This is a genomic window from Burkholderia sp. Bp8991 (assembly GCF_003853795.1).
Lineage (GTDB): Bacteria > Pseudomonadota > Gammaproteobacteria > Burkholderiales > Burkholderiaceae > Burkholderia.
This window is the reverse complement of record NZ_QTQJ01000021.1, coordinates 110992-131399: the sequence shown is the minus strand read 5'-3', so window position 1 is coordinate 131399 and position 20408 is coordinate 110992. Positions and strand designations below refer to the sequence as shown.

Below are 20408 nucleotides of genomic sequence, written 5' to 3'. Positions count from 1 at the left end.
TCAGGTGTGTAAGCGCAGTAATGCGTTCAGCTAACTGATACTAATTGCCCGTAAGGCTTGATCCTATAACAAGTCTGTCTCGCGCTAAGATGAGCGCGTCGGACTGGTTGGATTCTCGTGTGTGATACACACAACTCAAAATTACTGCTTCTTCCCAGATTGGTCGCGTTGCCAAGCAACGTGACAACCCTCTTTGCCTGATGACCATAGCGAGTCGGTCCCACCCCTTCCCATCCCGAACAGGACCGTGAAACGACTCTACGCCGATGATAGTGCGGATTCCCGTGTGAAAGTAGGTAATCGTCAGGCTCCCTAAGCCAAAAACCCCCGCCCGAAAGGCGGGGGTTTTTGCATTTGCGGCAAAGAAATACGCGATCTCAGGCCGTCGAATCTCTCCCGTTTTTTGCTCAAGCCGCAACGCATATCCACTTTCCATCCTCCAGGACCATTCGCCCGCCTGTTCGCTTCTATCTTCGGTCAATAATCGACTCGCGCGAACTCGGCGAAGCCGCTGGCCTGGCACCATTCATACCCGCTCCACATCGTCGCACCGACTTTTCAAAGTTCGTCCCGTATCGATATTCGCCATCCGCCGCCTCCGCTTTTTAGCCAAATAGGCCGGAAACTCGTGCGAAATGACGCCTTATTCGGCGTGGCCACGTAGAATTTGCGAATCTCCACCCCAGTAGCATCCAGAACGATGAACGCCGCCACTCAGATAGCTCGGGCCGTATGCCCGCACGATTGTCCGGACACGTGCGCAATGCGTGTGACCGTCGAAAACGGTCGGGCGATCAAGGTCGCGGGCGATCCCGACCATCCGCCGACGCAAGGCGTGCTGTGTACGAAAGTCAGCCGATACGCCGACCGCGTTCATCATCCCGACCGACTCACTGTTCCCCTCAAGCGCGTGGGCGCGAAGGGGGAGGGGCGCTTCGTGCCGATCAGCTGGAGCGAAGCATTCGACGAGATCGGTCGTCGTCTCGGCGAAATCGCCGCGCGCGCGCCGGAGGCGATCCTGCCGTACAGCTACGCGGGAACGATGGGGCTCGTGCAGGGCGAAGGCATCGCCCAGCGGTTCTTCCATAAACTCGGTGCGTCCCGGCTCGAGCGGGCCATCTGCGCGGCGGCCGGCGCAGCAGGGCTGCGCTATACGTATGGCGGAAGCGTCGGCATGCATCTCGAGCATTTCGAGGAAAGCGAGTTGATCCTGATCTGGGGCGCCAACCCGATCGCCTCCAGCCTGCATTTCTGGACCCGTGCGCAGGAAGCCAAGCGTCGCGGCGCCCGTCTCGTCGCAATCGATCCCTACCGCTCGCTGACGGCAGAGAAATGCCATCAGCACATCGCATTGAAACCGGGCACCGACGGAGCGTTCGCGCTCGGCATGATGCATGTGCTGATCACCGAGGATCTGCTCGATCACGACTACATCGCACGCCATACGCTCGGCTTCGATGCGCTCAAGGCGCGAGCCCTGTCCTATCCGCCGGAGCGTGTCGCGCAAATCTGCGGCATCGAGGCGTCGGAACTGATCGAACTCGCACGTCGTTACGGCGCGACCCGCAAGGCATCGATCCGCCTCAATTACGGCATGCAGCGCGTGCGCGGGGGCGGCAACGCGGTGCGCGCGATTGCGAGCCTGCCCGCGCTGACGGGCGCGTGGCGCGACCGGGCCGGCGGGCTGCTGCTGTCGTCGTCGGAATCTGCACCGGTCAGTCAGGCGGCGCTGCTGCGCCCCGATCTGATGCCCGGCTGGCCGCAGAAACTGCCGCGCATCATCAACATGAATGCCATCGGCGATGCACTGCTGCATCCGGGCGACGCGACTTTCGGGCCGAAGATCGAAGCAGTGATCGTCTACAACTCGAATCCGGTTGCGGTTGCCCCCGACTCGTCGAAAGTAGCCGCGGGGTTCGCGCGCGAAGACCTGTTCACGGTCGTTCTCGAGCACTTCAAGACAGATACCGTCGACTTCGCCGACATTGTGTTGCCGGCCACGACGCAGCTCGAGCATCTCGACGTCCACAAGTCGTACGGCCACACCTATGTGATGGCGAATCTGCCGGCGATTCCGCCGGTCGGCGACGCGCGACCGAACACCGAAATCTTTCGCGGCATCGCGCGCAGCATGGGGCTGGACGAGCCCGCGCTTTATCACAGCGACGAAGAGGTCGCGCAGGCGGCGCTTCGCTGGGACGATCCGGCACTCGACAGCGACTGGGAGACGTTGAAGCGTGCCGGCTGGCTGAAGCTCAAGGTGGCGGACGCGCCTTTCGCGAATGGCGGCTTTCGCACACCGTCCGGCAAATGCGAGTTCTACAGCGCGCGACTCGAGCAGATGGGCATGGACCCGGTGCCCGATTACCTGCCGCCGTTCGAATCGGCGGAGGCGGCGCCTGAACTCGCCGCCCGCTACCCGCTCGCGATGATTTCGCCGCCGGCCCGGCACTTCCTGAACAGCACGTTCGTGAACGTGGACAGCCTGCGCAGCACGGAAGGCCAGCCGCATCTCGATATTCACCCGGCCGACGCCGATGCGCGCGGCATCGCGGAGGGCGACGTCGTACGCATATTCAACGACCGCGGATCGATGCAGGCGGTCGCAAGAGTGACCGATCGCGCGCGGGCGGGGCTCGTCGTCGGACTGTCGATCTGGTGGAAGAAATTGTCGGCGGACGGTCGGAACGCGAACGAAGTGACGAGTCAGGCGCTGACCGACCTCGGCAACTCGGCGACCTTTTACGATTGTTTGGTGGAGGTTGAGCGGACTTGACGGAACTTCCAGATATGATCGGACGAATGCGTTCGAAAGTTCGAAGTGGACATCTAACCCTGTTGTCTCAGGACGGGGGAGCCGCTACGATGCGTTTTAGCACGACCATTCGAAAATCAGTGAGGAGACGCGCGGTATGGATAAAATTTGGCTGAAATCGTACCCACCCGGCGTTCCAGCCGAAATCGACGCGTCTCCATATCCTTCCGTCCCGGATCTTCTCGACGAGAGCTTCAGGCAGTATCGCGACCGCAAGGCGTTCGTCTGCATGGGCAAGAGCATCACGTACGGCGAACTCGATGCACTGTCACGCCGGTTCGGCGCGTGGCTGCAGTCGCGTGGCCTGAAGCGCGGCGCACGCGTCGCGCTCATGATGCCGAACGTGCTGCAGTACCCGGTGGCGATCGTTGCCGTGCTCCGCGCGGGCTACACCGTCGTCAACGTCAACCCGCTCTATACGCCGCGCGAGCTCGAACATCAGCTGAAGGACAGCGGGGCCGAGGCGATCGTCATTCTCGAGAATTTCGCGTCGACGTTGCAGGCCGTTATCGCCAATACCGACGTCAAGCATGTCGTGGTCGCGTCGATGGGCGACCTGCTGGGCATCAAGGGCTGGCTCGTCAATTACGTCGTACGCAACGTGAAGAAGATGGTGCCGGCCTGGCAGCTCCCGTCGTTCACGCGCTTCAAGGCCGCGCTGTCCGAAGGGGCGCGGCAGACCTTCAAGCCGCCGAAGATCGGCCCCGACGACGTCGCGTTCCTCCAGTACACGGGCGGTACGACGGGTGTCGCGAAGGGCGCGACGCTGCTGCACCGGAACATCGTGTCGAACGTGCTGCAGGCCGGCGCCTGGCACCATCCCGCGCACGCGAAGTACCCGGAGGTGAAGCAATTCGTGACGGTTGTCGCGCTGCCGCTCTATCACGTGTTCGCGCTGACGGTCTGCGGCTTCCTGACGATGCGCACGGGCGGCATGGGCATCCTGATTCCGAATCCGCGCGACATCGGCGGCATGATCAAGGAACTGAAGGGATACCAGATCTCGACGATTCCCGCCGTCAACACGTTGTACAACGCAATGCTGAACCATCCCGAATTCAACCAGCTCGACCTGTCGAAGCTCGTGATCGCCAACGGCGGTGGCATGGCGATCCAGGAAGGCGTCGCGAAGCGCTGGTACGAGAAGACCCAAACGGCGATCATCGAAGGGTACGGCCTGTCCGAAACGTCGCCGGTCGCGACCTGCAACCCCGTGACGGCGACCGAGTACAGCGGGACGATCGGCCTGCCGCTGCCGTCGACCGAAATTGCCATCCGCGACGACGCCGGCAACAACGTCGCGCTCGGCGAGCCGGGCGAGATCTGCATCCGCGGGCCGCAGGTCATGGCCGGCTACTGGAACCGCCCGGAAGAAACCGCGAAGGTCATGTTCGCGGACGGTTTCTTCAAGACCGGTGACGTCGGCGTGATGGACGCGCGCGGTTACGTGAAGATCGTCGACCGGAAGAAGGACATGATCCTGGTATCCGGTTTCAACGTGTATCCGAACGAGGTCGAGGACGTGGTGGCGTCGCATCCGGGGGTGTTCGAGGTGGCGGCGGTCGGCGTGCCGGACGAGCACTCGGGCGAAGCCGTGAAGCTGTTCGTCGTGAAGAAGGATCCGGCGCTGACCGACAAGGACATCCTCGCGTACTGCAAGGAGCGGCTCACCGGTTACAAGCGGCCGAAACTCGTCGAGTTCCGCACGGAGCTGCCTAAGACGAACGTCGGCAAAATCCTGCGGCGCGAGCTGCGCGACGGACGCGCGTAACACTCAAGTCGAACGAAGGAGCCCGGTCTGTGCCGGGCTCTTTTGTTTGTGGTGCGCATCAGGGCTGCCGCGCCACATCGGAACGGCTCGCGTTCGTCCGGGCGCGCCGCGGCGGGCGGAGCGCCCCGGTCGGGCAGCCCGCAGCCGATTCGATTCGAACGTGGGCGGCACTTCGCTGCATGCCGGAGTCGGCAAACCGTGGCATTCGTGTCGAGTCAGCATCGCGAACGATTCGTCGCCATGAGCGCGTTACCTGGCGATCATTCCGCACACCGCACACCGCACACCGCTTCGCAGCCCCAAAAGAAAAGGCGCCCGAAGGCGCCTTCAAGATGCTGCGGCTTGTCAGGCAAGCTGATTAGAACTTGTGACGGATACCGACACGCGCCGCGACCTGGTTGCTGGTCGTCGACGGATCGAGACCGTTGATCGAAGCATGTGCCTGAACGACGTTGCCTGCCGAGTCGAGCGTGTTGCCCGATGCATGCTGGTACACGCCGATCACGTAGACGTCCGTGCGCTTCGACAGGAAGTAGTCGACGCCCAGCGAGCCCTGGTGGTACTTGGCTGCCGAGTTGCCGTCGATCTTGCTGCCTTGCGTGTAGTCGTACGCCGCACCGACGATCAATGCCGGGGTCAACTGATACTTGAAGTTGATTTCGCCGTTGTTGAAGGTCGCGGTCTGGTTCACGAACGGACCGACCGAGAAGCCCTTGAACTTCGTGTTCGAGTACGTCGCGCCGATCGTCGCTGCGCCGAACGTGTATGCGCCGCCCGCACCGATGACCTGGTACGTGTTCGCGCTGTTCGCATACGCGCCGTAGACCGGCGACGACACGGCCGTCGCCGCAGCCGACGCGCCCGTATTGAACATGCCGCCGAAGTTCGCCGGCGTACGTGCGTTCAAGTAGCCGACACCCAACACCAGCGGGCCGTTGTTGTAACCGGCGCCGAGCGACCAGACCTGGTTCTTCGAGAACTGGCCGGCTTGACCGCCGAAGCTGTACAGGCCGCCGAACGAGAAGCCGCCGTAGGTCGGGCTCGTGTACTTGACCGCGTTGTTCACACGGTAAGCGTTGTTGAAGTTGTCGAGGTCGCCCGGGTGAGCGGCGATGTAGCCGCCCCACTGGTCGCCTGCCTCGAGCGGGCCGACGAAGTCGACGACGGAGTCGTACTGGCGACCCAGCGTGACCGTACCGTACTGGCTCGACAGGCCGACGTAAGCCTGGCGGCCGAACATCAGGCCGCCCTGGCCGAGCTTGCCGGAGTTGACGTCAAAACCGTTCTCGAGCACGAAGATTGCCTTGAGGCCGCTGCCCAGATCTTCGGTGCCGCGCAGGCCGAAGCGGCTGCCTTGCATCACGCCGCTTGCCAGGCCGTACAGGTGGCCGCCCTTGGCGTTGTTGTTGAAGATGAAGCCTTCATCGATGATGCCGTAAAGCGTCACGCTGCTTTGCGCATGTGCAGCGCCAGCAAACGCGCCCAGCGCGACGAGCGCGAGAAGCGACTTTTTCATTAACGGATCTCCAAGAATCACTGAATTTTTTTGGCGGGGCGGATAGTTATGGTGTGTTGACGGGCCCCATCAACTTCGCAAGAAGTCGCACGTAATGTAGCAAAGCCGATTTTTCCGACAAAGCGAAATGCCGTGGCTCAAGGTTCCCATGTTTCCTTTATGCAACAATGGTTAAAATCACGGGTTAACCGCAATTTCCGCTGAATAATCAAGTCGGTTACGTAGCGGAGCACGTGCCGTTGCCGCCCGCGGCAGCGCACGCAGCCAGGAGAACAGGATGGTGTTGGACGAACTGATCAGCGAATTCGATCGCGGCCTGCGATCGCTGACCGGCATTAGCCGGATGAGCCGCCCGGTGCCCGCGCCGGCGGAGCCGCCGGCCGGCGAACTGACCCCCGCGGAGCGCACGCATGCCGCAGGGCTGATGCGCGTGAACCACGTCGGCGAGGTCTGTGCGCAGGCGCTTTATCAGGCGCAGAAGCTGACCGCGCGCTCGTCGTCGTCGAAGGCGATGTTCGAGGAAGCCGCGCGCGAGGAGGAGGATCATCTCGCGTGGACCGCGCACCGGCTGAAGGAACTCGATTCGCGTCCGAGCCTGCTCAACCCGCTGTGGTACGCCGGCGCGCTCGCGATCGGTGTCGTCGCCGGCACGCTGGGCGACAAGGTCAGCCTCGGCTTCATGGCGGAGACGGAGCGTCAGGTCGAGAGCCACCTCGACGGGCACCTGTCCGAGCTGCCGGCGACCGACACGGCGTCGCGCGCGATCGTCGAGCAGATGCGGCTCGACGAGGTGAAGCACGGCAAGGCCGCGACCGATGCCGGCGGGATCGAACTGCCGCTGCCCGCACGGATGCTGATGCGCGCCGCGTCGAAAGTCATGACGCGCACTGCATACTATCTGTGACATTCGGAGGTGGGCGGCGCATGACGCCGCCCACCTCCGTCACCCATCGATACCGCCCGTTTTTTCCGCGTTTTCCCGCCCCCGAAAGCCCCGTCCGCACGCCAGTCTGGCCCGCCTTTCTCACGTATCACCTTCACAAGTTGCACTAGCTCATTCATTTATAACGGTTTTTGGTATGAGGGGCCGCATGAGCATGTGCGCGTAAGTCCTTGTTCTAACTAACAAAATTCGTCAAAAAACCGGGCCGCTCCCTTGACCGTGCTAAACCCTTCCTCTAAAGTGGGAGACAGTGTGAGAAAGTGTATTTTTGTGTGATTTGGCGGGCTATTCGGGCTAAATTCTTGAGCGTTGAGCGGGTGCTTCGGTGCCCTGAACGGGAGAGCGGAAAGTGTTCCAAGGGGCGTCGGCGCTGACGCTCGATGCGAAAGGGCGGATGTCGGTGCCGGCTCGCTATCGCGAAGCGCTGCAAGGACAGGCAGAAGGACGGGTGACTGTGACCAAGCACCCGGACGGCTGCCTGTTGCTGTTTCCGCGCCCCGAATGGGAGGTATTCCGCGCCAAGATCGCCGCGCTGCCGATGGATGCACATTGGTGGCGGCGGATCTTTCTCGGCAATGCAATGGATGTCGATCTCGACAGCGCGGGCCGGATTCTCGTATCGCCCGAGCTGCGGATGGCGGCCGGACTGGAAAAGGAAGTCATGTTGTTGGGAATGGGTAGTCACTTCGAGCTGTGGGATTCGCAGACCTACATCGCGAAGGAGCAGGCAGCGATGGCGCAGGGCATGCCCGACGCGCTGAAGAATTTCACGTTCTGATTGCGGTGACGGAGACGCCCGCGATGGGAAACGAATTGCAGCATCGGACCGTGCTTCTGGACGAAGCGGTCGATTCGCTCGTGACGCGGCCGGACGGCATTTATGTCGACGGTACGTTCGGGCGCGGCGGTCACAGCCGCGCGGTGCTCGCGCGGCTGGCGGCGGCCGGCCGGCTGATCGCGTTCGACAAGGATCCGAGGGCGATCGAGACGGCGCAGCGCATCGAGGATGCGCGCTTCTCGATCGTGCATGACAGCTTTGCATCGATGCGCGACGCGCTTGCGGCGCGCGGCGTCGAGAAGGTGTCGGGTGTGTTGCTGGACCTGGGCGTGTCCTCGCCGCAGGTGGACGATCCGGCGCGCGGCTTCAGCTTTCGCGCGGATGGCCCGCTGGACATGCGAATGGATCCGACGCGCGGCGAGTCGGCGGCCGAGTGGCTCGCGCGGGCTTCGGTGCAGGAATTGACGGAGGTGATACGGGATTATGGGGAAGAACGGTTTGCTTTTCAGATTGCAAAGGCGCTTGTTGCTCGCCGGGCAGAGTCCGACCGTCTTGGGCCTCTCGACACCACGGGCGAGCTTGCCCAAATCGTGGGTAACGTCGTCAAAACCCGTGAGAAGGGCAAGGATCCGGCAACCCGCACGTTTCAGGCTATACGGATTCACGTCAATCAAGAGCTTGCGGACCTGCAAGTCGTACTAGACGCGGCATTGTCGTTACTGGAGCAAGGGGGGCGGCTGGTGGTCATCAGCTTTCATTCACTCGAGGACCGGATCGTCAAGCGATTCATGCAGGCGCACGCGAGCGCGCCTGCGGTCGATCGTCGCCTGCCGATCCGCGCCGTCGACCTCCCGAGCCCGCCGCTCAAGATCATCAGCCGCCAGTTTCCGAGCGAAGCGGAAGTTGCCGCGAATCCGCGCGCCCGGTCGGCCGTGATGCGCATCGCGGAGCGCGTCACGCCATGAGCCGCTTCAATATCTTCCTGCTGATCATCGTGATGGGCTGCGCGCTGTCGGTCGTCAACTCGACGAACCAGCAGCGCCAGATCTTCATCCAGCTGCAGCGCGCGCAGTCGCAGGAGCGTCAGCTCCAGCAGGACTACGCGCAGCTTCAATATCAGCAGAGCGCGCTGTCGAAGACGTCGCGTATCGAGCAACTCGCGAACGATTCGCTGAAGATGCAGGCGATCACGACGGGGCGCACCCAATACCTGACGCTGCCGCCGGGCGCCGTGAAGGCGATCGACGCACCGATTCCGGCTTCGGCCGAGACGGCCGCCAAGGGCGGGGGAGGCGCGCGATGAAGCCGGCACAAAAGCGCCAGGACGTGAAATTCTCGTCGAGCCCCGTGCTCGGCGTGCACCTGCCGATGTGGCGCTCGAAATTCGTCGTGTTCCTGCTGTTCATGGCGTTCGTCGCACTGGCCGCGCGGGCGTTCTGGATCCAGGGGCCCGGCAACGCGTTCTATCAGAAGCAGGGCGAAAGCCGCTACCAGCGCACGATCGAGCTGCCGGCCACGCGCGGCAAGATCCTCGACCGTAACGGGCTCGTGCTCGCGACGAGCCTGCCCGTGCGCGCGATCTGGGCGATTCCGGATGCGGTGCCGGACGATCTCGGCGCGGACAAGGTCAATCAGCTCGGCAAGCTCCTCGGCATGACGCCGAAGGAACTGCGCGTGAAGCTGTCGGAAGACAAGGGTTTCGTCTACGTGAAGCGCCAGGTGCCGATCGACATCGCGGACAAGGTCGCCGCGCTCGACATCCCCGGCGTCTATCAGCGCAACGAATACAAGCGCTTCTATCCGGAGGGCGAGATCACCGCTCACCTGATCGGCTTCACGAACGTCGAGGACGAAGGGCAGGAAGGCGTCGAGCTCGGCGACCAGAAGATGCTGTCCGGCACGTCCGGCGTGCGCCGCGTGATCAAGGACCGGATGGGGCACATCGTCGAGGACGTCGCCGAGCAGATTCCGCCGCACAACGGGACGGACGTCGACCTGTCGATCGACAGCAAGATCCAGTACATCGCGTATGCGAACCTGAAGGCCGCCGTCGAGAAGTTCAAGGCGAAGGCCGGCGCAGCGATGGTGGTCGACGTGCGTACCGGCGAGGTGCTCGCGCTCGTCAACTATCCGACGTACAACCCGAACGACCGTTCGCGCATGACGGGCGAGCAGTTGCGCAACCGGATCATGACCGACGTGTTCGAGCCAGGCTCGATCATGAAGCCGTTTACGGTGTCGCTCGCGCTCGACCTGCACCGCGTGACGCCGAACACGCTCGTCGAAACGGGCAATGGGCATTTCGTGCTCGACGGCGCGCCGATCACCGACGACGCGGGTTTCGGCACGCTGACGGTCGGCGGCGTGATCCAGAAGTCGAGCAACATCGGCGCGACGAAGATCGCGATGACGATGCGGCCCGAGGAAATGTGGAATATGTATACGAGCATCGGCCTCGGTCAGGCGCCGAAGGTCGGGTTCCCGGGCGCGGTGGCCGGCCGCCTGCGTCCGTGGAAGAACTGGCGGCGCATCGAGCAGGCGACGATGTCGTACGGCTACGGCCTGTCGGTGTCGCTGTTCCAGCTCGCGCGCGCCTACACGGCGATCGCGCACGACGGCGAGCTGATGCCCGTGACCATTTTCAAGACCGACCCCAATCAGCCGATCGTGGGCACGCAGGTGTTCAACCCGACCACCGCGCGCGAAGTGCGCGCGATGCTCGAGACGGTGGTCGCGCCGGGCGGCACGTCGCCGGATGCGGCCGTGCCGGGTTATCGGGTCGGCGGCAAGAGCGGTACCGCGTACAAGCATGAAGGTCACGGCTACACGCGCAAGTACCGCGCGTCGTTCGTCGGGATGGCGCCGATGCCGAATCCACGCGTCGTGATCGCGGTGTCGGTCGACGAGCCGACCGCCGGCAGCCACTTCGGCGGCCAGGTGTCGGGCCCCGTATTCTCGGCGATCGCGGGCGATACGATGCGTGCGCTGAACGTGCCGCCGAACATGCCGATCAAGCAGCTGGTCGTGTCCGACGACACGCCGGGCACGCCCGCCAGGACGGGCCCGCAAAAGCTCGCCGCCGGCGGCGGTGCGAAGCATATGATCGTATCCAGCACGACACGTAATTCACCAGGAGTTGTTCGATGAGCGCCGCTCGCAGTTCCCATCCGGCGCATCAGCAGATCGCGGCCGCGCTTGCGTGGCTGCGCCAGCATGTGGCCCCCGCGGCGCAACTGCATGCCGACACGCGCAGCCTGCAGGCAGGCGACGTGTTTCTCGGCTATGCGGTCGACGGGGCAGACAATCGCGCCTTCATTGCCGAGGCCGTTTCCCGCGGTGCGGCCGCCGTGCTGTATCAGCCGGAAGGCCTCGCGGCCGAGCCGGCCGCACCCGTCGCACTCGCGGTGCCGGCGCTCGACCAGCTGGCCGGCGAGATCGCCAGCGGCTGGTACGGCGACCCGAGCGACAGCCTGCTCGCCATCGGCGTGACCGGCACCAACGGCAAGACGTCGTGCACGCACTGGATCGCGGCCGCGCTGACGGCGCTGCACCAGCCGTGCGCGCTGATCGGCACGCTCGGCAGCGGCATGCCGGGGCAGCTGGTGCCGACCGGCTTCACGACGCCGGACGCGCCGCAGCTGCAGCGCAGCCTCGCGCAACTGCACGACGCGGGCGCAAAGGCCGTCGCGATGGAAGTGTCGTCGCACGCGCTGCACCAGGGCCGCGTGAACGGCACTGCATTCGACATCGCCGTCTTCACGAATCTCACGCAGGATCACCTCGACTATCACGGCACGTTCGACGCGTATGAAGCCTCGAAGTCGAAGCTGTTCGCATGGCGCGGCCTGCGCGCGGCGGTCGTCAATCGCGACGACGCAGCCGGCCGCCGCCTGCTCGAGAAGCTGGCCGGCCGCGTGCGCACGATTGCCTACGGGATCGGCGACGCGCACGCGGCCGACGCCGATCGCGAGCTGGTCGCGCTCGACGTGCGCGCGACCGCCACGGGCACGGCATTCCGCCTGCGCTCGTCGTGGGGCGACGCGGACATCGAGGTCGGCACGCTCGGCACGTTCAACGTCAGCAACCTGCTCGCGGTGCTCGGCTCGCTGCTCGCGGCCGACCTGCCATTCGACGCGGCGGTCGCGGAGATTGCGCGGCTCGAGTCCGTCAACGGCCGCATGCAGCGCCTTGGCGGCCGGCTGGCGAACGATGAACCGCTGGTCGTGATCGACTATGCACATACGCCCGACGCGCTAGAGAAGACGCTCGACGCGTTGCGCCCGATCGCGGCGGCGCGCGGCGGCCGGCTCGTCTGCATGTTCGGCTGCGGCGGCGATCGCGATGCGACCAAGCGTCCGTTGATGGGCGCGATCGCCGAGCGGCTCGCCGACGAAGTCGTCGTCACGAGCGACAACCCGCGCAGCGAGGATCCGCAGCGCATCATCGATCAGGTCATCTCGGGCATGACCACGCCCGATCGCGCACGCCGCATCGAGGATCGCGCGAGCGCGATCCTGCAGGCCGTGCGCGGCGCCGCCCGCGAGGATGTCGTCGTGCTGGCCGGCAAGGGGCACGAGGCAACGCAGGAAATCATGGGCAAGAAGCGCACGTTCTCCGATCAGGATCACGCGCGGCTCGCACTCGCGGCACGCGCGACGCATGGCAAGGGAGGCGGCGAATGACGATGCTCAGTCTGGGCGAAGCCGCCCGCCTGATTCCCGGCGCCACCGTCCACGGCGATCCGGACACCACGTTCGAGCGCGTGTCGACGGACAGCCGCACGGTCGGCCCTGGCGACCTGTTCGTCGCGCTGAAGGGCGAGCGCTTCGACGCGCACGACTTCCTCGGCGACGTGGCCGCGTGCGGCGCGTCGGCGGCGCTCGTCGCACACGTGCCGGCGGGTCTCGCGATGCCGGCGATCGAAGGCGGCGAAACGCGTGCCGCGCTCGGCGCGCTCGCGCACGGCTGGCGCAAACGATTCGCGCTGCCGCTCGTCGCGGTGACGGGCAGCAACGGCAAGACGACCGTCAAGGAAATGATCGCGTCGATCTTCGCCGCGGCGGTCGGTGCCGACGCGCGGCTCGCGACGGCCGGCAACCTGAACAACGACGTCGGGCTGCCGCTGACGTTGCTGCGCCTGTCGACCGCGCATCGCCTCGCAGTGATCGAGATCGGCATGAACCACCCGGGCGAGACCGAAGTTCTGGCGCGCCTCACCGCGCCCACGGTCGCGCTCGTCAACAATGCGCAGCGCGAACACCAGGAATTCATGGCGACGGTCGAAGCCGTCGCGCTCGAACACGCGGCCGTGATCCACGCGCTGCCGCCGGACGGCGTCGCGGTGTTCCCGGCCGACGATGCGTACGCGGGCATCTGGCGCGTCGCGGCGACCGGCAACCGGATCCTCGATTTCGCACTGCACGACGCCGAACGGCAGAACGATGCGCAGGTCGTCGGTCGCCTTCACGGCGGCGAACTCGCGATCGACACGCCGGCGGGCGCCGTCACGGTGCGGTTGCGTGCGCTCGGCGAGCACAACGCGCGCAACGCGCTGGCCGCGACGGCCGCGGCGCTGGGCGCGGGTGTCGAACTGTCGGCGATCAAGCAGGGCCTCGAGTCGTTCGAACCGGTCAAGGGCCGGCTCCAGGTGAAGCAGGCGATCGCCGGCAGCCTCGCGGGCGCGACGGTCGTCGACGATACGTACAACGCGAACCCCGATTCGATGCGTGCGGCGATCGACGTGCTTGCTGCCCATCCGGCGCCGCGCGTGCTGGTGATCGGCGACATGGGTGAAGTCGGCGACGAAGGCCCGGCATTTCACCGGGAGGTCGGTGCGTATGCGCGCGAGCGCGGCATCGATGCGCTGTTCACGCTCGGCGACGCGTCGCGCGATGCGTGCACGGCGTACGGCGAGACGGCCCGCCACTTCGGCGACGTCGGCGCGCTGGTGACGGCGCTGCTCGCGGCGGGCTATGGCGCGCGGGCGACGGTGCTCGTGAAGGGCTCGCGGTACATGAAGATGGAGCGCGTGGTCGACGCGCTGACGAACCAACCCGCGGCGGGCACGGTGCCCGCTGCACACTGAGTAGAAGGAAGGAAGCATGCTGCTGGCGCTGGCGCAATGGCTGCAGGGAGACGCAAGCTTTTTGCGCTTGTTCACGTACCTGACGTTCCGTGCGGTGATGGCTACCATCACCGCGCTCGGTATCGGGCTCGTGTGCGGACCGTGGGTGATCCGCAAGCTGACGCAAATGAAGGTCGGGCAGGCCGTGCGCAAGGACGGCCCGCAAAGCCATCTCGTCAAGTCCGGCACGCCGACGATGGGCGGCGTGCTGATCCTGATCGGCATCGCGGTCGCGACGCTGCTGTGGGGCGACCTGACGAACCGTTTCATCTGGATCGTGATGCTCGTCACGTTCGGCTTCGGCGTGATTGGCTGGGTCGACGATTACCGCAAGGTCGTCTACAAGGACCCGCGCGGGATGTCGTCGCGCGAAAAGTATTTCTGGCAGTCGGTGATCGGGCTGTTCGCGGCGGTCTACCTCGCATTCAGCGTGTCCGAGGCGAACAACGTGCGCGTGTTCGACCTGTTCATGGCGTGGGTGAGGAGCGGCCTGTCGATGGGGCTGCCGGCGCGGGCCGACCTGATGCTGCCGTTCCTGAAGTCGATCAGCTATCCGCTGGGCGTCTGGGGCTTCATCGTGCTGACGTATTTCGTGATCGTCGGCGCGAGCAACGCGGTGAACCTGACCGACGGCCTCGACGGGCTCGTGATCATGCCGGTCGTGCTGGTCGGCGGGTCGCTCGGCGTGTTCGCGTACGTGATGGGCAGCTCGGTCTATTCGAAATACCTGCTGTTCCCGCACATCCCGGGCGCCGGCGAACTGCTGATCTTCTGTTCCGCGATGGGCGGGGCAGGGCTCGCGTTCCTCTGGTACAACACGCACCCCGCGCAGGTGTTCATGGGCGACGTCGGCGCGCTGGCGCTCGGTGGCGCGCTCGGCACGGTCGCGGTGATCGTGCGCCAGGAAATCGTGCTGTTCATCATGGGCGGCATCTTCGTCGCGGAAACGCTGTCGGTGATGCTGCAGGTGTCGTGGTTCAAGTACACGAAGAAGCGTTACGGCGAAGGGCGGCGCCTGCTGAAGATGGCGCCGCTGCATCACCATTTCGAATTGTCCGGCTGGAAGGAAACGCAGGTGGTGGTGCGTTTCTGGATCATCACGCTGATGCTGTGCCTGTTCGGTCTGTCCACCCTCAAGCTGCGGTAAAGGAAAGGTAACAAGGATGTCTGGCGAGATGTTTGGAGATCGGCAGCGGCCGATGGTGCTCGTACTGGGGCTCGGTGAATCGGGCCTCGCGATCGCGCGGTGGTGCGCGAGGCACGGGTGCCGGCTGCGTATTGCCGATACCCGCGAGGCGCCGCCGAACCTTGCCGCGCTGCAGGCCGAAGGCATCGATGCGGAGTTCGTCGGCGGGCCGTTCACGCCCGCGCTGCTCGACGGCGGCGTCGAGATCGTCGGGCTGAGCCCCGGCCTGTCGCCGCTCGAACCTGCGCTGGCGGCGCTGATCGCGGCCGCGAACGAGCGCGCGATCGCGGTCTGGGGCGAACTGGAATTCTTCGCGCAGGCGCTGCGCGCGCTCGGCACGAGCGGCTACCAGCCGAAGGTGCTCGCGATCACCGGCACCAACGGCAAGACCACGACGACGAGCCTGACGGGCCTGCTGTGCCGGCGTTCGGGCAAGAAGGTCGCCGTCGCCGGCAACATCAGCCCGGCGATGCTCGACCGGCTCGCGGGCGCGATCGACGAGACGGCGCTGCCCGACGTCTGGGTGCTCGAACTGTCGAGCTTCCAGCTCGAGACGGCGCGCACGTTCGCACCCGACGCGGCCGCGATTCTCAACATCACGCAGGATCACCTCGACTGGCACGGCAGCTTCGACGCGTATGCGGCCGCGAAGGGCCGGATCTTCGGCGCGACGACCACGCGCGTGCTCAACCGCGACGATGCGGCCGTGATGAAGTTCGCGCCGGCCGCCGGCGCGGCCGATGCGGCGCGCACGGTCACGTTCGGGCTGAACGAACCGGTGCAGGACGGCGACTACGGGCTGTCGCGCGATAACGGTATCGCGTGGCTGGTCGAAGCGGTCGACCGCGACGCGCCGGACGAAACGACGACGACCCGCCGGCGCAAGCGCGACGGCGCGCATACGCCCGACATCGCGCAGAAGCGCCTGATGCCGGTCGACGCGCTGCGCATCCGCGGGCTGCACAACGCGGCGAACGCGCTGGCCGCGTTCGCGCTCGCGCGTGCGATCGACTTGGCCGCAGCGCCGCTGCTGCACGCGCTGCGCGAATACCGCGGCGAGGCGCATCGCGTCGAAGTGATCGCGACGATCGACGACGTGGACTACGTCGATGACAGCAAGGGAACGAACGTCGGCGCGACGGTGGCCGCGCTCGACGGGCTCGCGCAGAAGATCGTGCTGATCGCCGGCGGCGACGGCAAGGGGCAGGATTTCGCGCCGCTGGTCGCGCCGGTCGCGCGCTGGTGTCGTGCGGTGATGCTGATCGGCCGCGACGCGCCGGCGATTCGCGACACGCTCGCCGAAACCGGCGTGCCGCTCGCGGACCACGCGACGCTCGAAGGCGCGGTGCGTGCCGCCGCCGAGCTCGCCGAGCCGGGCGATGCGGTGCTGCTGTCGCCCGCGTGCGCGAGCCTCGACATGTTCAGGAACTACGCCCATCGCGCGGAGGTGTTCCGCGCGGCGGTGGATGAAGTCGCCATCGACAAAGGAGCGACGCCATGAGCTGGTCCGATCGCCTCGTCTCCCGTTTCAACGACCGGCGCGACACCGGCGGCAATGCCGCCGGCGGCCGCGTCGCGTCCGCCACGCGCGCTGCGACCGGCGGCCTCGCGAGCGTCGTCAACGGCGTGCGGCCGAGCCGCTCGCGGATGCTCGACTTCGACTACTCGCTGCTGTGGGTCGCGATCGCGCTGCTCGGGCTCGGCGTCGTGATGGTGTATTCGGCGTCGATCGCGATGCCCGATTCGCCGAAATACGCGTCGTATCACGATTACGCGTTCCTGATGCGCCACTGCGTGTCGCTCGTCGTTGCGTTCATCGCGGCGGTGATCGCGTTCCGCGTGCCGGTGTCGACTTGGGACAAATACGCGCCGCATCTCTTCCTGATCGCGCTGGTCGGCCTTGTGATCGTGCTGATCCCGCACGTCGGCAAGGGCGTGAACGGCGCGCGCCGCTGGATTCCGCTCGGCATCACGAACATGCAGCCGTCGGAAATCATGAAGCTCGCGGTGACGATCTACGCGGCGAACTACACGGTGCGCAAGCAGGAGTACATGCAGAGCTTCGCGAAAGGCTTTCTGCCGATGGCGTTCGCGGTCGGTCTCGTCGGCGCGCTGCTGCTGCTCGAGCCGGACATGGGCGCGTTCATGGTGGTCGCCGCGATCGCGATGGGCGTGCTGTTCCTCGGCGGCGTGAACGGCAAGCTGTTCGGCGGCCTGGTCGCGACGGCGGTCGGCACCTTCACGATGCTCGTATGGCTGTCGCCATGGCGCCGCGAGCGGATCTTCGCGTATCTCGATCCGTGGGACGAACGGTATGCGCAGGGCAAGGCGTACCAGCTCACGCATTCGCTGATCGCGTTCGGCCGCGGCGAGTGGTTCGGCGTCGGCCTCGGCGGCAGCGTCGAGAAGCTGAACTACCTGCCCGAAGCGCATACCGACTTCATCCTCGCGGTGATCGGCGAGGAACTCGGCTTCGTCGGCGTGATGGTCGTGATCCTGCTGTTCTACTGGATCGTGCGCCGCGCGTTCGAGATCGGCCGCCAGGCGCTCGCGCTCGATCGCACGTTCGCGGGCCTGACGGCGAAGGGCATCGGTATCTGGTTCGGCGCGCAGACGTTCATCAACATGGGCGTGAACCTCGGCCTGCTGCCGACCAAGGGCCTGACGCTGCCGCTCGTGAGCTATGGCGGTTCGGGCATCCTGCTGAACTGTGTCGCGCTCGCGGTGCTGCTGCGGGTCGATTATGAAAATCGCGTCCTGATGCGGGGAGGGAAGGTATGACCGCGTCGCGACGCACGCTGATGGTGATGGCAGGCGGCACCGGGGGCCACGTGTTCCCGGGGCTCGCGGTCGCGCACCGGATGGAAGCGGCGGGCTGGCGCGTCGTGTGGCTCGGCAATCCGGCCGGGATGGAAGCGACGCTCGTGCCGAAGCACGGCATTCCGATGGAATACGTGCGCTTCGGCGGACTGCGCGGCAAGGGCCTGAAGACCAAGCTGACGCTGCCGTTCAACCTGCTGCGCGCATGCTGGCAGAGCCTCGGCGCGCTGCGCCGCGTGCGGCCGGACGTCGTGCTCGGGATGGGGGGCTACATCACGTTCCCGGCGGGCGTGATGGCCGCGCTGTCGGGTCGTCCGCTCGTGCTGCACGAACAGAATTCGATTGCGGGCCTGACCAACAAGGTGCTCGCGAAACTGGCCAAACGCGTGCTCGTCGCGTTTCCCGGCGCGCTGCCGCACGCGGAATGGACGGGCAACCCGATTCGTGCGGAACTTGCGCACACGGAACCGCCCAAAGCACGCTATGCGTCGCGCAGCGGCCCGCTGAACGTGCTGGTCGTCGGCGGCAGCCTCGGTGCGGCCGCGCTGAACGAAGTCGTGCCGCGCGCGCTGGCGCTGCTGACGCCGGACGAGCGCCCGCGCGTCGTGCACCAGGCCGGCGCGAAGCACATCGACGCGCTGAAGGCGAATTACGAAGCGGCCGGTTTCGCGGCCGGCGAAGACGTGCGGCTCGTGCCGTTCATCGACGACATGGCGAGCGCGTACGCGGCGGCGGATCTCGTGATCTGCCGTTCCGGCGCGATGACGGTGTCGGAGATCGCGGCGGTGGGCGTGGCGGCGCTGTTCGTGCCGTTCCCGTACGCGGTCGACGACCACCAGACGACCAACGCCGCGTTCCTCGCCGATGCGGGCGCGGCGGTGCTGGTGCAACAACGCGACCTGTCGGCGGAACTGCTCGCCGACTGGCTGCGCGGCCAGTCGCGGGCGTCGCTCGCGGACATGGCGGAGCGTTCGCGCTCGCTGGCGAAGCCCGAGGCCACCGACGAAGTCGCGCGTGTCTGCGCGAAGGCGGCCGGCGCGAACCTGGAAAAACTGCAATGAAACACATCGTCAAACACATTCATTTCGTCGGGATCGGCGGCGCGGGCATGAGCGGCATCGCCGAAGTGCTCGTCAACCTCGGCTACGAGGTCAGCGGCTCCGACCTGTCGCGCAACGCGGTGACCGACCGTCTCGAGGCGCTCGGCGCGCGGATCGCGATCGGCCACGACGCGGCGAACATCGAGGGCGCGAACGCGGTCGTCGTATCGACGGCCGTGCGCTCGGACAACCCCGAGGTGCTGGCCGCGCGTAGCCAGCGCGTGCCGATCGTGCAGCGCGCGGTGATGCTCGCGGAACTGATGCGCCTGAAGCAGGGCATCGCGATCGCCGGCACGCACGGCAAGACCACGACGACGAGCCTCGTCGCGAGCGTGCTCGCGGCAGGCGGCCTCGACCCGACCTTCGTGATCGGCGGCCGGCTGATCAGCGCCGGCGCGAACGCGCGGCTCGGCACGGGCGACTTCATCGTCGCCGAGGCCGACGAGTCGGACGCGTCGTTCCTGAACCTGTATCCGGTGATCGAAGTCATCACGAACATCGACGCCGATCACATGGACACTTACGGCCACGATTTCGCGCGGCTCAAGCAGGCGTTCATCGAGTTCACGCAGCGCCTGCCGTTCTACGGCAGCGCGGTGGTGTGCGTCGACGATCCGAACGTGCGGCAGATCATCCCGTTCATCTCGAAGCCGGTCGTGCGCTACGGGCTGTCGCCGGACGCGCAGGTGCGCGCGGAAGACATCGACGCGCGCGACGGCCGCATGCACTTCACGGTGATCCGCGAAGGCCGTGCGCCGCTCGCGGTGGTGCTGAACCTGCCGGGCCTGCACAACGTGCAGAACGCGCTCGCGGCGATCGCGATCGCGACCGATCTCGGCGTGGCGGACGACGCGATCCAGCTGGCGCTCGCGGAATTCAACGGCGTCGGCCGGCGCTTCCAGCGCTATGGCGAGGTGCCGAGCGCGGACGGCGGCCAGTACACGCTGATCGACGATTACGGCCACCACCCGGTCGAGATGGCCGCGACGATCGCGGCCGCGCGCGGCGCGTTCCCGGGCCGCCGCCTCGTGCTGGCGTTCCAGCCGCACCGCTACACGCGCACGCGCGACTGCTTCGACGATTTCGTCAACGTGCTGTCGACGGTCGACGCGCTGGTGCTGACGGAAGTCTATGCCGCGGGCGAAGCGGCGATCGCGACGGCCAACGGCGACGCGCTGTCGCGTGCGCTGCGCGCGGTGGGGAAGGTTGACCCGGTGTTCGTCGCGACGGTCGACGACGTGCCGGATGCATTGGCGAAGGTCGCGCAGAACGGCGACGTGGTGATCACGATGGGCGCGGGTTCGATCGGCGGCGTGCCGGCGAAGCTCGTGCAACACACTCAACAGAAGGCATGA

General features: G+C 66.0%; 15 protein-coding genes and 1 rRNA gene. 15 read left to right on the top strand and 1 reads right to left on the bottom strand.

What is annotated here, in order from left to right; translation table 11 throughout:
• The first annotated feature begins 196 nt into the window (after window positions 1-196).
• From rrf to DIE02_RS23435, 3 genes are all read left to right on the top strand, one after another.
• Window positions 197-309: ribosomal RNA gene (gene rrf / locus DIE02_RS23445) — 5S ribosomal RNA — on the top strand.
• Window positions 310-700: 391 nt separating this feature from the next.
• The gene (locus DIE02_RS23440; protein WP_124488216.1) at window positions 701-2776 is read left to right on the top strand and encodes a molybdopterin-dependent oxidoreductase; all 2076 of its coding nucleotides are present in this window, start codon (window positions 701-703) and stop codon (window positions 2774-2776) included.
• A 136-nt stretch (window positions 2777-2912) separates the two neighbouring features.
• Window positions 2913-4586, top strand: a complete 1674-nt coding sequence (locus tag DIE02_RS23435; RefSeq protein ID WP_124488217.1) for a long-chain fatty acid--CoA ligase — start codon at window positions 2913-2915, stop codon at window positions 4584-4586.
• Window positions 4587-4944: 358 nt separating this feature from the next.
• Here the strand turns inward: DIE02_RS23435 and DIE02_RS23430 are convergent, their stop codons facing one another.
• Window positions 4945-6102, bottom strand: coding sequence for a porin (locus tag DIE02_RS23430; RefSeq protein ID WP_044844243.1), 1158 nt, complete (start codon window positions 6100-6102; stop codon window positions 4945-4947).
• Window positions 6103-6379: 277 nt separating this feature from the next.
• Between DIE02_RS23430 and coq7 the strand changes: the two genes are divergently transcribed.
• From coq7 to murC, 12 genes are all read left to right on the top strand, one after another.
• A complete protein-coding gene (gene coq7 / locus DIE02_RS23425; protein ID WP_124488218.1) occupies window positions 6380-7006 on the top strand; it encodes a 2-polyprenyl-3-methyl-6-methoxy-1,4-benzoquinone monooxygenase in 627 nt (208 codons plus the stop codon).
• A gap of 388 nt (window positions 7007-7394) precedes the next feature.
• Entirely contained in the window at window positions 7395-7823 is a 429-nt protein-coding gene (gene mraZ, locus DIE02_RS23420; protein WP_006400450.1) for a division/cell wall cluster transcriptional repressor MraZ, read from the top strand.
• Between the two features lie 23 nt (window positions 7824-7846).
• Entirely contained in the window at window positions 7847-8788 is a 942-nt protein-coding gene (gene rsmH / locus DIE02_RS23415; protein WP_044844251.1) for a 16S rRNA (cytosine(1402)-N(4))-methyltransferase RsmH, read from the top strand.
• A complete protein-coding gene (gene ftsL, locus DIE02_RS23410; RefSeq protein ID WP_044844241.1) occupies window positions 8785-9126 on the top strand; it encodes a cell division protein FtsL in 342 nt (113 codons plus the stop codon). The genes rsmH and ftsL overlap by 4 nt, the downstream gene beginning before the upstream one ends.
• On the top strand, window positions 9123-10970 hold the full coding sequence (locus DIE02_RS23405) for a penicillin-binding protein 2 (protein WP_124488219.1): 1848 nt from the start codon (window positions 9123-9125) through the stop codon (window positions 10968-10970). Before ftsL ends, DIE02_RS23405 begins: the two co-directional genes overlap by 4 nt.
• Window positions 10967-12505, top strand: coding sequence for a UDP-N-acetylmuramoyl-L-alanyl-D-glutamate--2,6-diaminopimelate ligase (locus DIE02_RS23400; RefSeq protein WP_124488220.1), 1539 nt, complete (start codon window positions 10967-10969; stop codon window positions 12503-12505). Before DIE02_RS23405 ends, DIE02_RS23400 begins: the two co-directional genes overlap by 4 nt.
• Window positions 12502-13908 carry a UDP-N-acetylmuramoyl-tripeptide--D-alanyl-D-alanine ligase gene (murF, locus tag DIE02_RS23395; protein WP_124488221.1) on the top strand — a complete coding sequence of 469 codons (1407 nt, stop codon included), beginning with the start codon at window positions 12502-12504 and terminating at the stop codon, window positions 13906-13908. Before DIE02_RS23400 ends, murF begins: the two co-directional genes overlap by 4 nt.
• Before the next feature lie 16 nt (window positions 13909-13924).
• Window positions 13925-15094 carry a phospho-N-acetylmuramoyl-pentapeptide-transferase gene (gene mraY, locus DIE02_RS23390; RefSeq protein WP_006752439.1) on the top strand — a complete coding sequence of 390 codons (1170 nt, stop codon included), beginning with the start codon at window positions 13925-13927 and terminating at the stop codon, window positions 15092-15094.
• A gap of 28 nt (window positions 15095-15122) precedes the next feature.
• Window positions 15123-16634 (top strand): UDP-N-acetylmuramoyl-L-alanine--D-glutamate ligase, encoded by a 1512-nt coding sequence (murD, locus tag DIE02_RS23385; RefSeq protein WP_044844237.1) that lies wholly within the window; start codon window positions 15123-15125, stop codon window positions 16632-16634.
• On the top strand, window positions 16631-17914 hold the full coding sequence (gene ftsW, locus DIE02_RS23380) for a putative lipid II flippase FtsW (RefSeq protein ID WP_044844236.1): 1284 nt from the start codon (window positions 16631-16633) through the stop codon (window positions 17912-17914). Before murD ends, ftsW begins: the two co-directional genes overlap by 4 nt.
• The gene (murG, locus tag DIE02_RS23375) at window positions 17911-19014 is read left to right on the top strand and encodes an undecaprenyldiphospho-muramoylpentapeptide beta-N-acetylglucosaminyltransferase (protein ID WP_044844235.1); all 1104 of its coding nucleotides are present in this window, start codon (window positions 17911-17913) and stop codon (window positions 19012-19014) included. Before ftsW ends, murG begins: the two co-directional genes overlap by 4 nt.
• Window positions 19011-20408, top strand: a complete 1398-nt coding sequence (gene murC / locus DIE02_RS23370) for a UDP-N-acetylmuramate--L-alanine ligase (protein WP_044844234.1) — start codon at window positions 19011-19013, stop codon at window positions 20406-20408. Before murG ends, murC begins: the two co-directional genes overlap by 4 nt.

What these genes read in the sequence shown, in the direction of transcription:
- DIE02_RS23430 (WP_044844243.1), bottom strand. Translation starts at nt 6,102, where the DNA reads ATGAAAAAGTCGCTTCTCGCGCTCGTCGCGCTGGGCGCGTTTGCTGGC.
- DIE02_RS23400 (WP_124488220.1), top strand. Translation starts at nt 10,967, where the DNA reads ATGAGCGCCGCTCGCAGTTCCCATCCGGCGCATCAGCAGATCGCGGCC.
- ftsL (WP_044844241.1), top strand. Translation starts at nt 8,785, where the DNA reads ATGAGCCGCTTCAATATCTTCCTGCTGATCATCGTGATGGGCTGCGCG.
- murG (WP_044844235.1), top strand. Translation starts at nt 17,911, where the DNA reads ATGACCGCGTCGCGACGCACGCTGATGGTGATGGCAGGCGGCACCGGG.
- coq7 (WP_124488218.1), top strand. Translation starts at nt 6,380, where the DNA reads ATGGTGTTGGACGAACTGATCAGCGAATTCGATCGCGGCCTGCGATCG.
- mraY (WP_006752439.1), top strand. Translation starts at nt 13,925, where the DNA reads ATGCTGCTGGCGCTGGCGCAATGGCTGCAGGGAGACGCAAGCTTTTTG.
- DIE02_RS23440 (WP_124488216.1), top strand. Translation starts at nt 701, where the DNA reads ATGAACGCCGCCACTCAGATAGCTCGGGCCGTATGCCCGCACGATTGT.
- DIE02_RS23405 (WP_124488219.1), top strand. Translation starts at nt 9,123, where the DNA reads ATGAAGCCGGCACAAAAGCGCCAGGACGTGAAATTCTCGTCGAGCCCC.
- rsmH (WP_044844251.1), top strand. Translation starts at nt 7,847, where the DNA reads ATGGGAAACGAATTGCAGCATCGGACCGTGCTTCTGGACGAAGCGGTC.
- murD (WP_044844237.1), top strand. Translation starts at nt 15,123, where the DNA reads ATGTTTGGAGATCGGCAGCGGCCGATGGTGCTCGTACTGGGGCTCGGT.
- DIE02_RS23435 (WP_124488217.1), top strand. Translation starts at nt 2,913, where the DNA reads ATGGATAAAATTTGGCTGAAATCGTACCCACCCGGCGTTCCAGCCGAA.
- murC (WP_044844234.1), top strand. Translation starts at nt 19,011, where the DNA reads ATGAAACACATCGTCAAACACATTCATTTCGTCGGGATCGGCGGCGCG.
- murF (WP_124488221.1), top strand. Translation starts at nt 12,502, where the DNA reads ATGACGATGCTCAGTCTGGGCGAAGCCGCCCGCCTGATTCCCGGCGCC.
- ftsW (WP_044844236.1), top strand. Translation starts at nt 16,631, where the DNA reads ATGAGCTGGTCCGATCGCCTCGTCTCCCGTTTCAACGACCGGCGCGAC.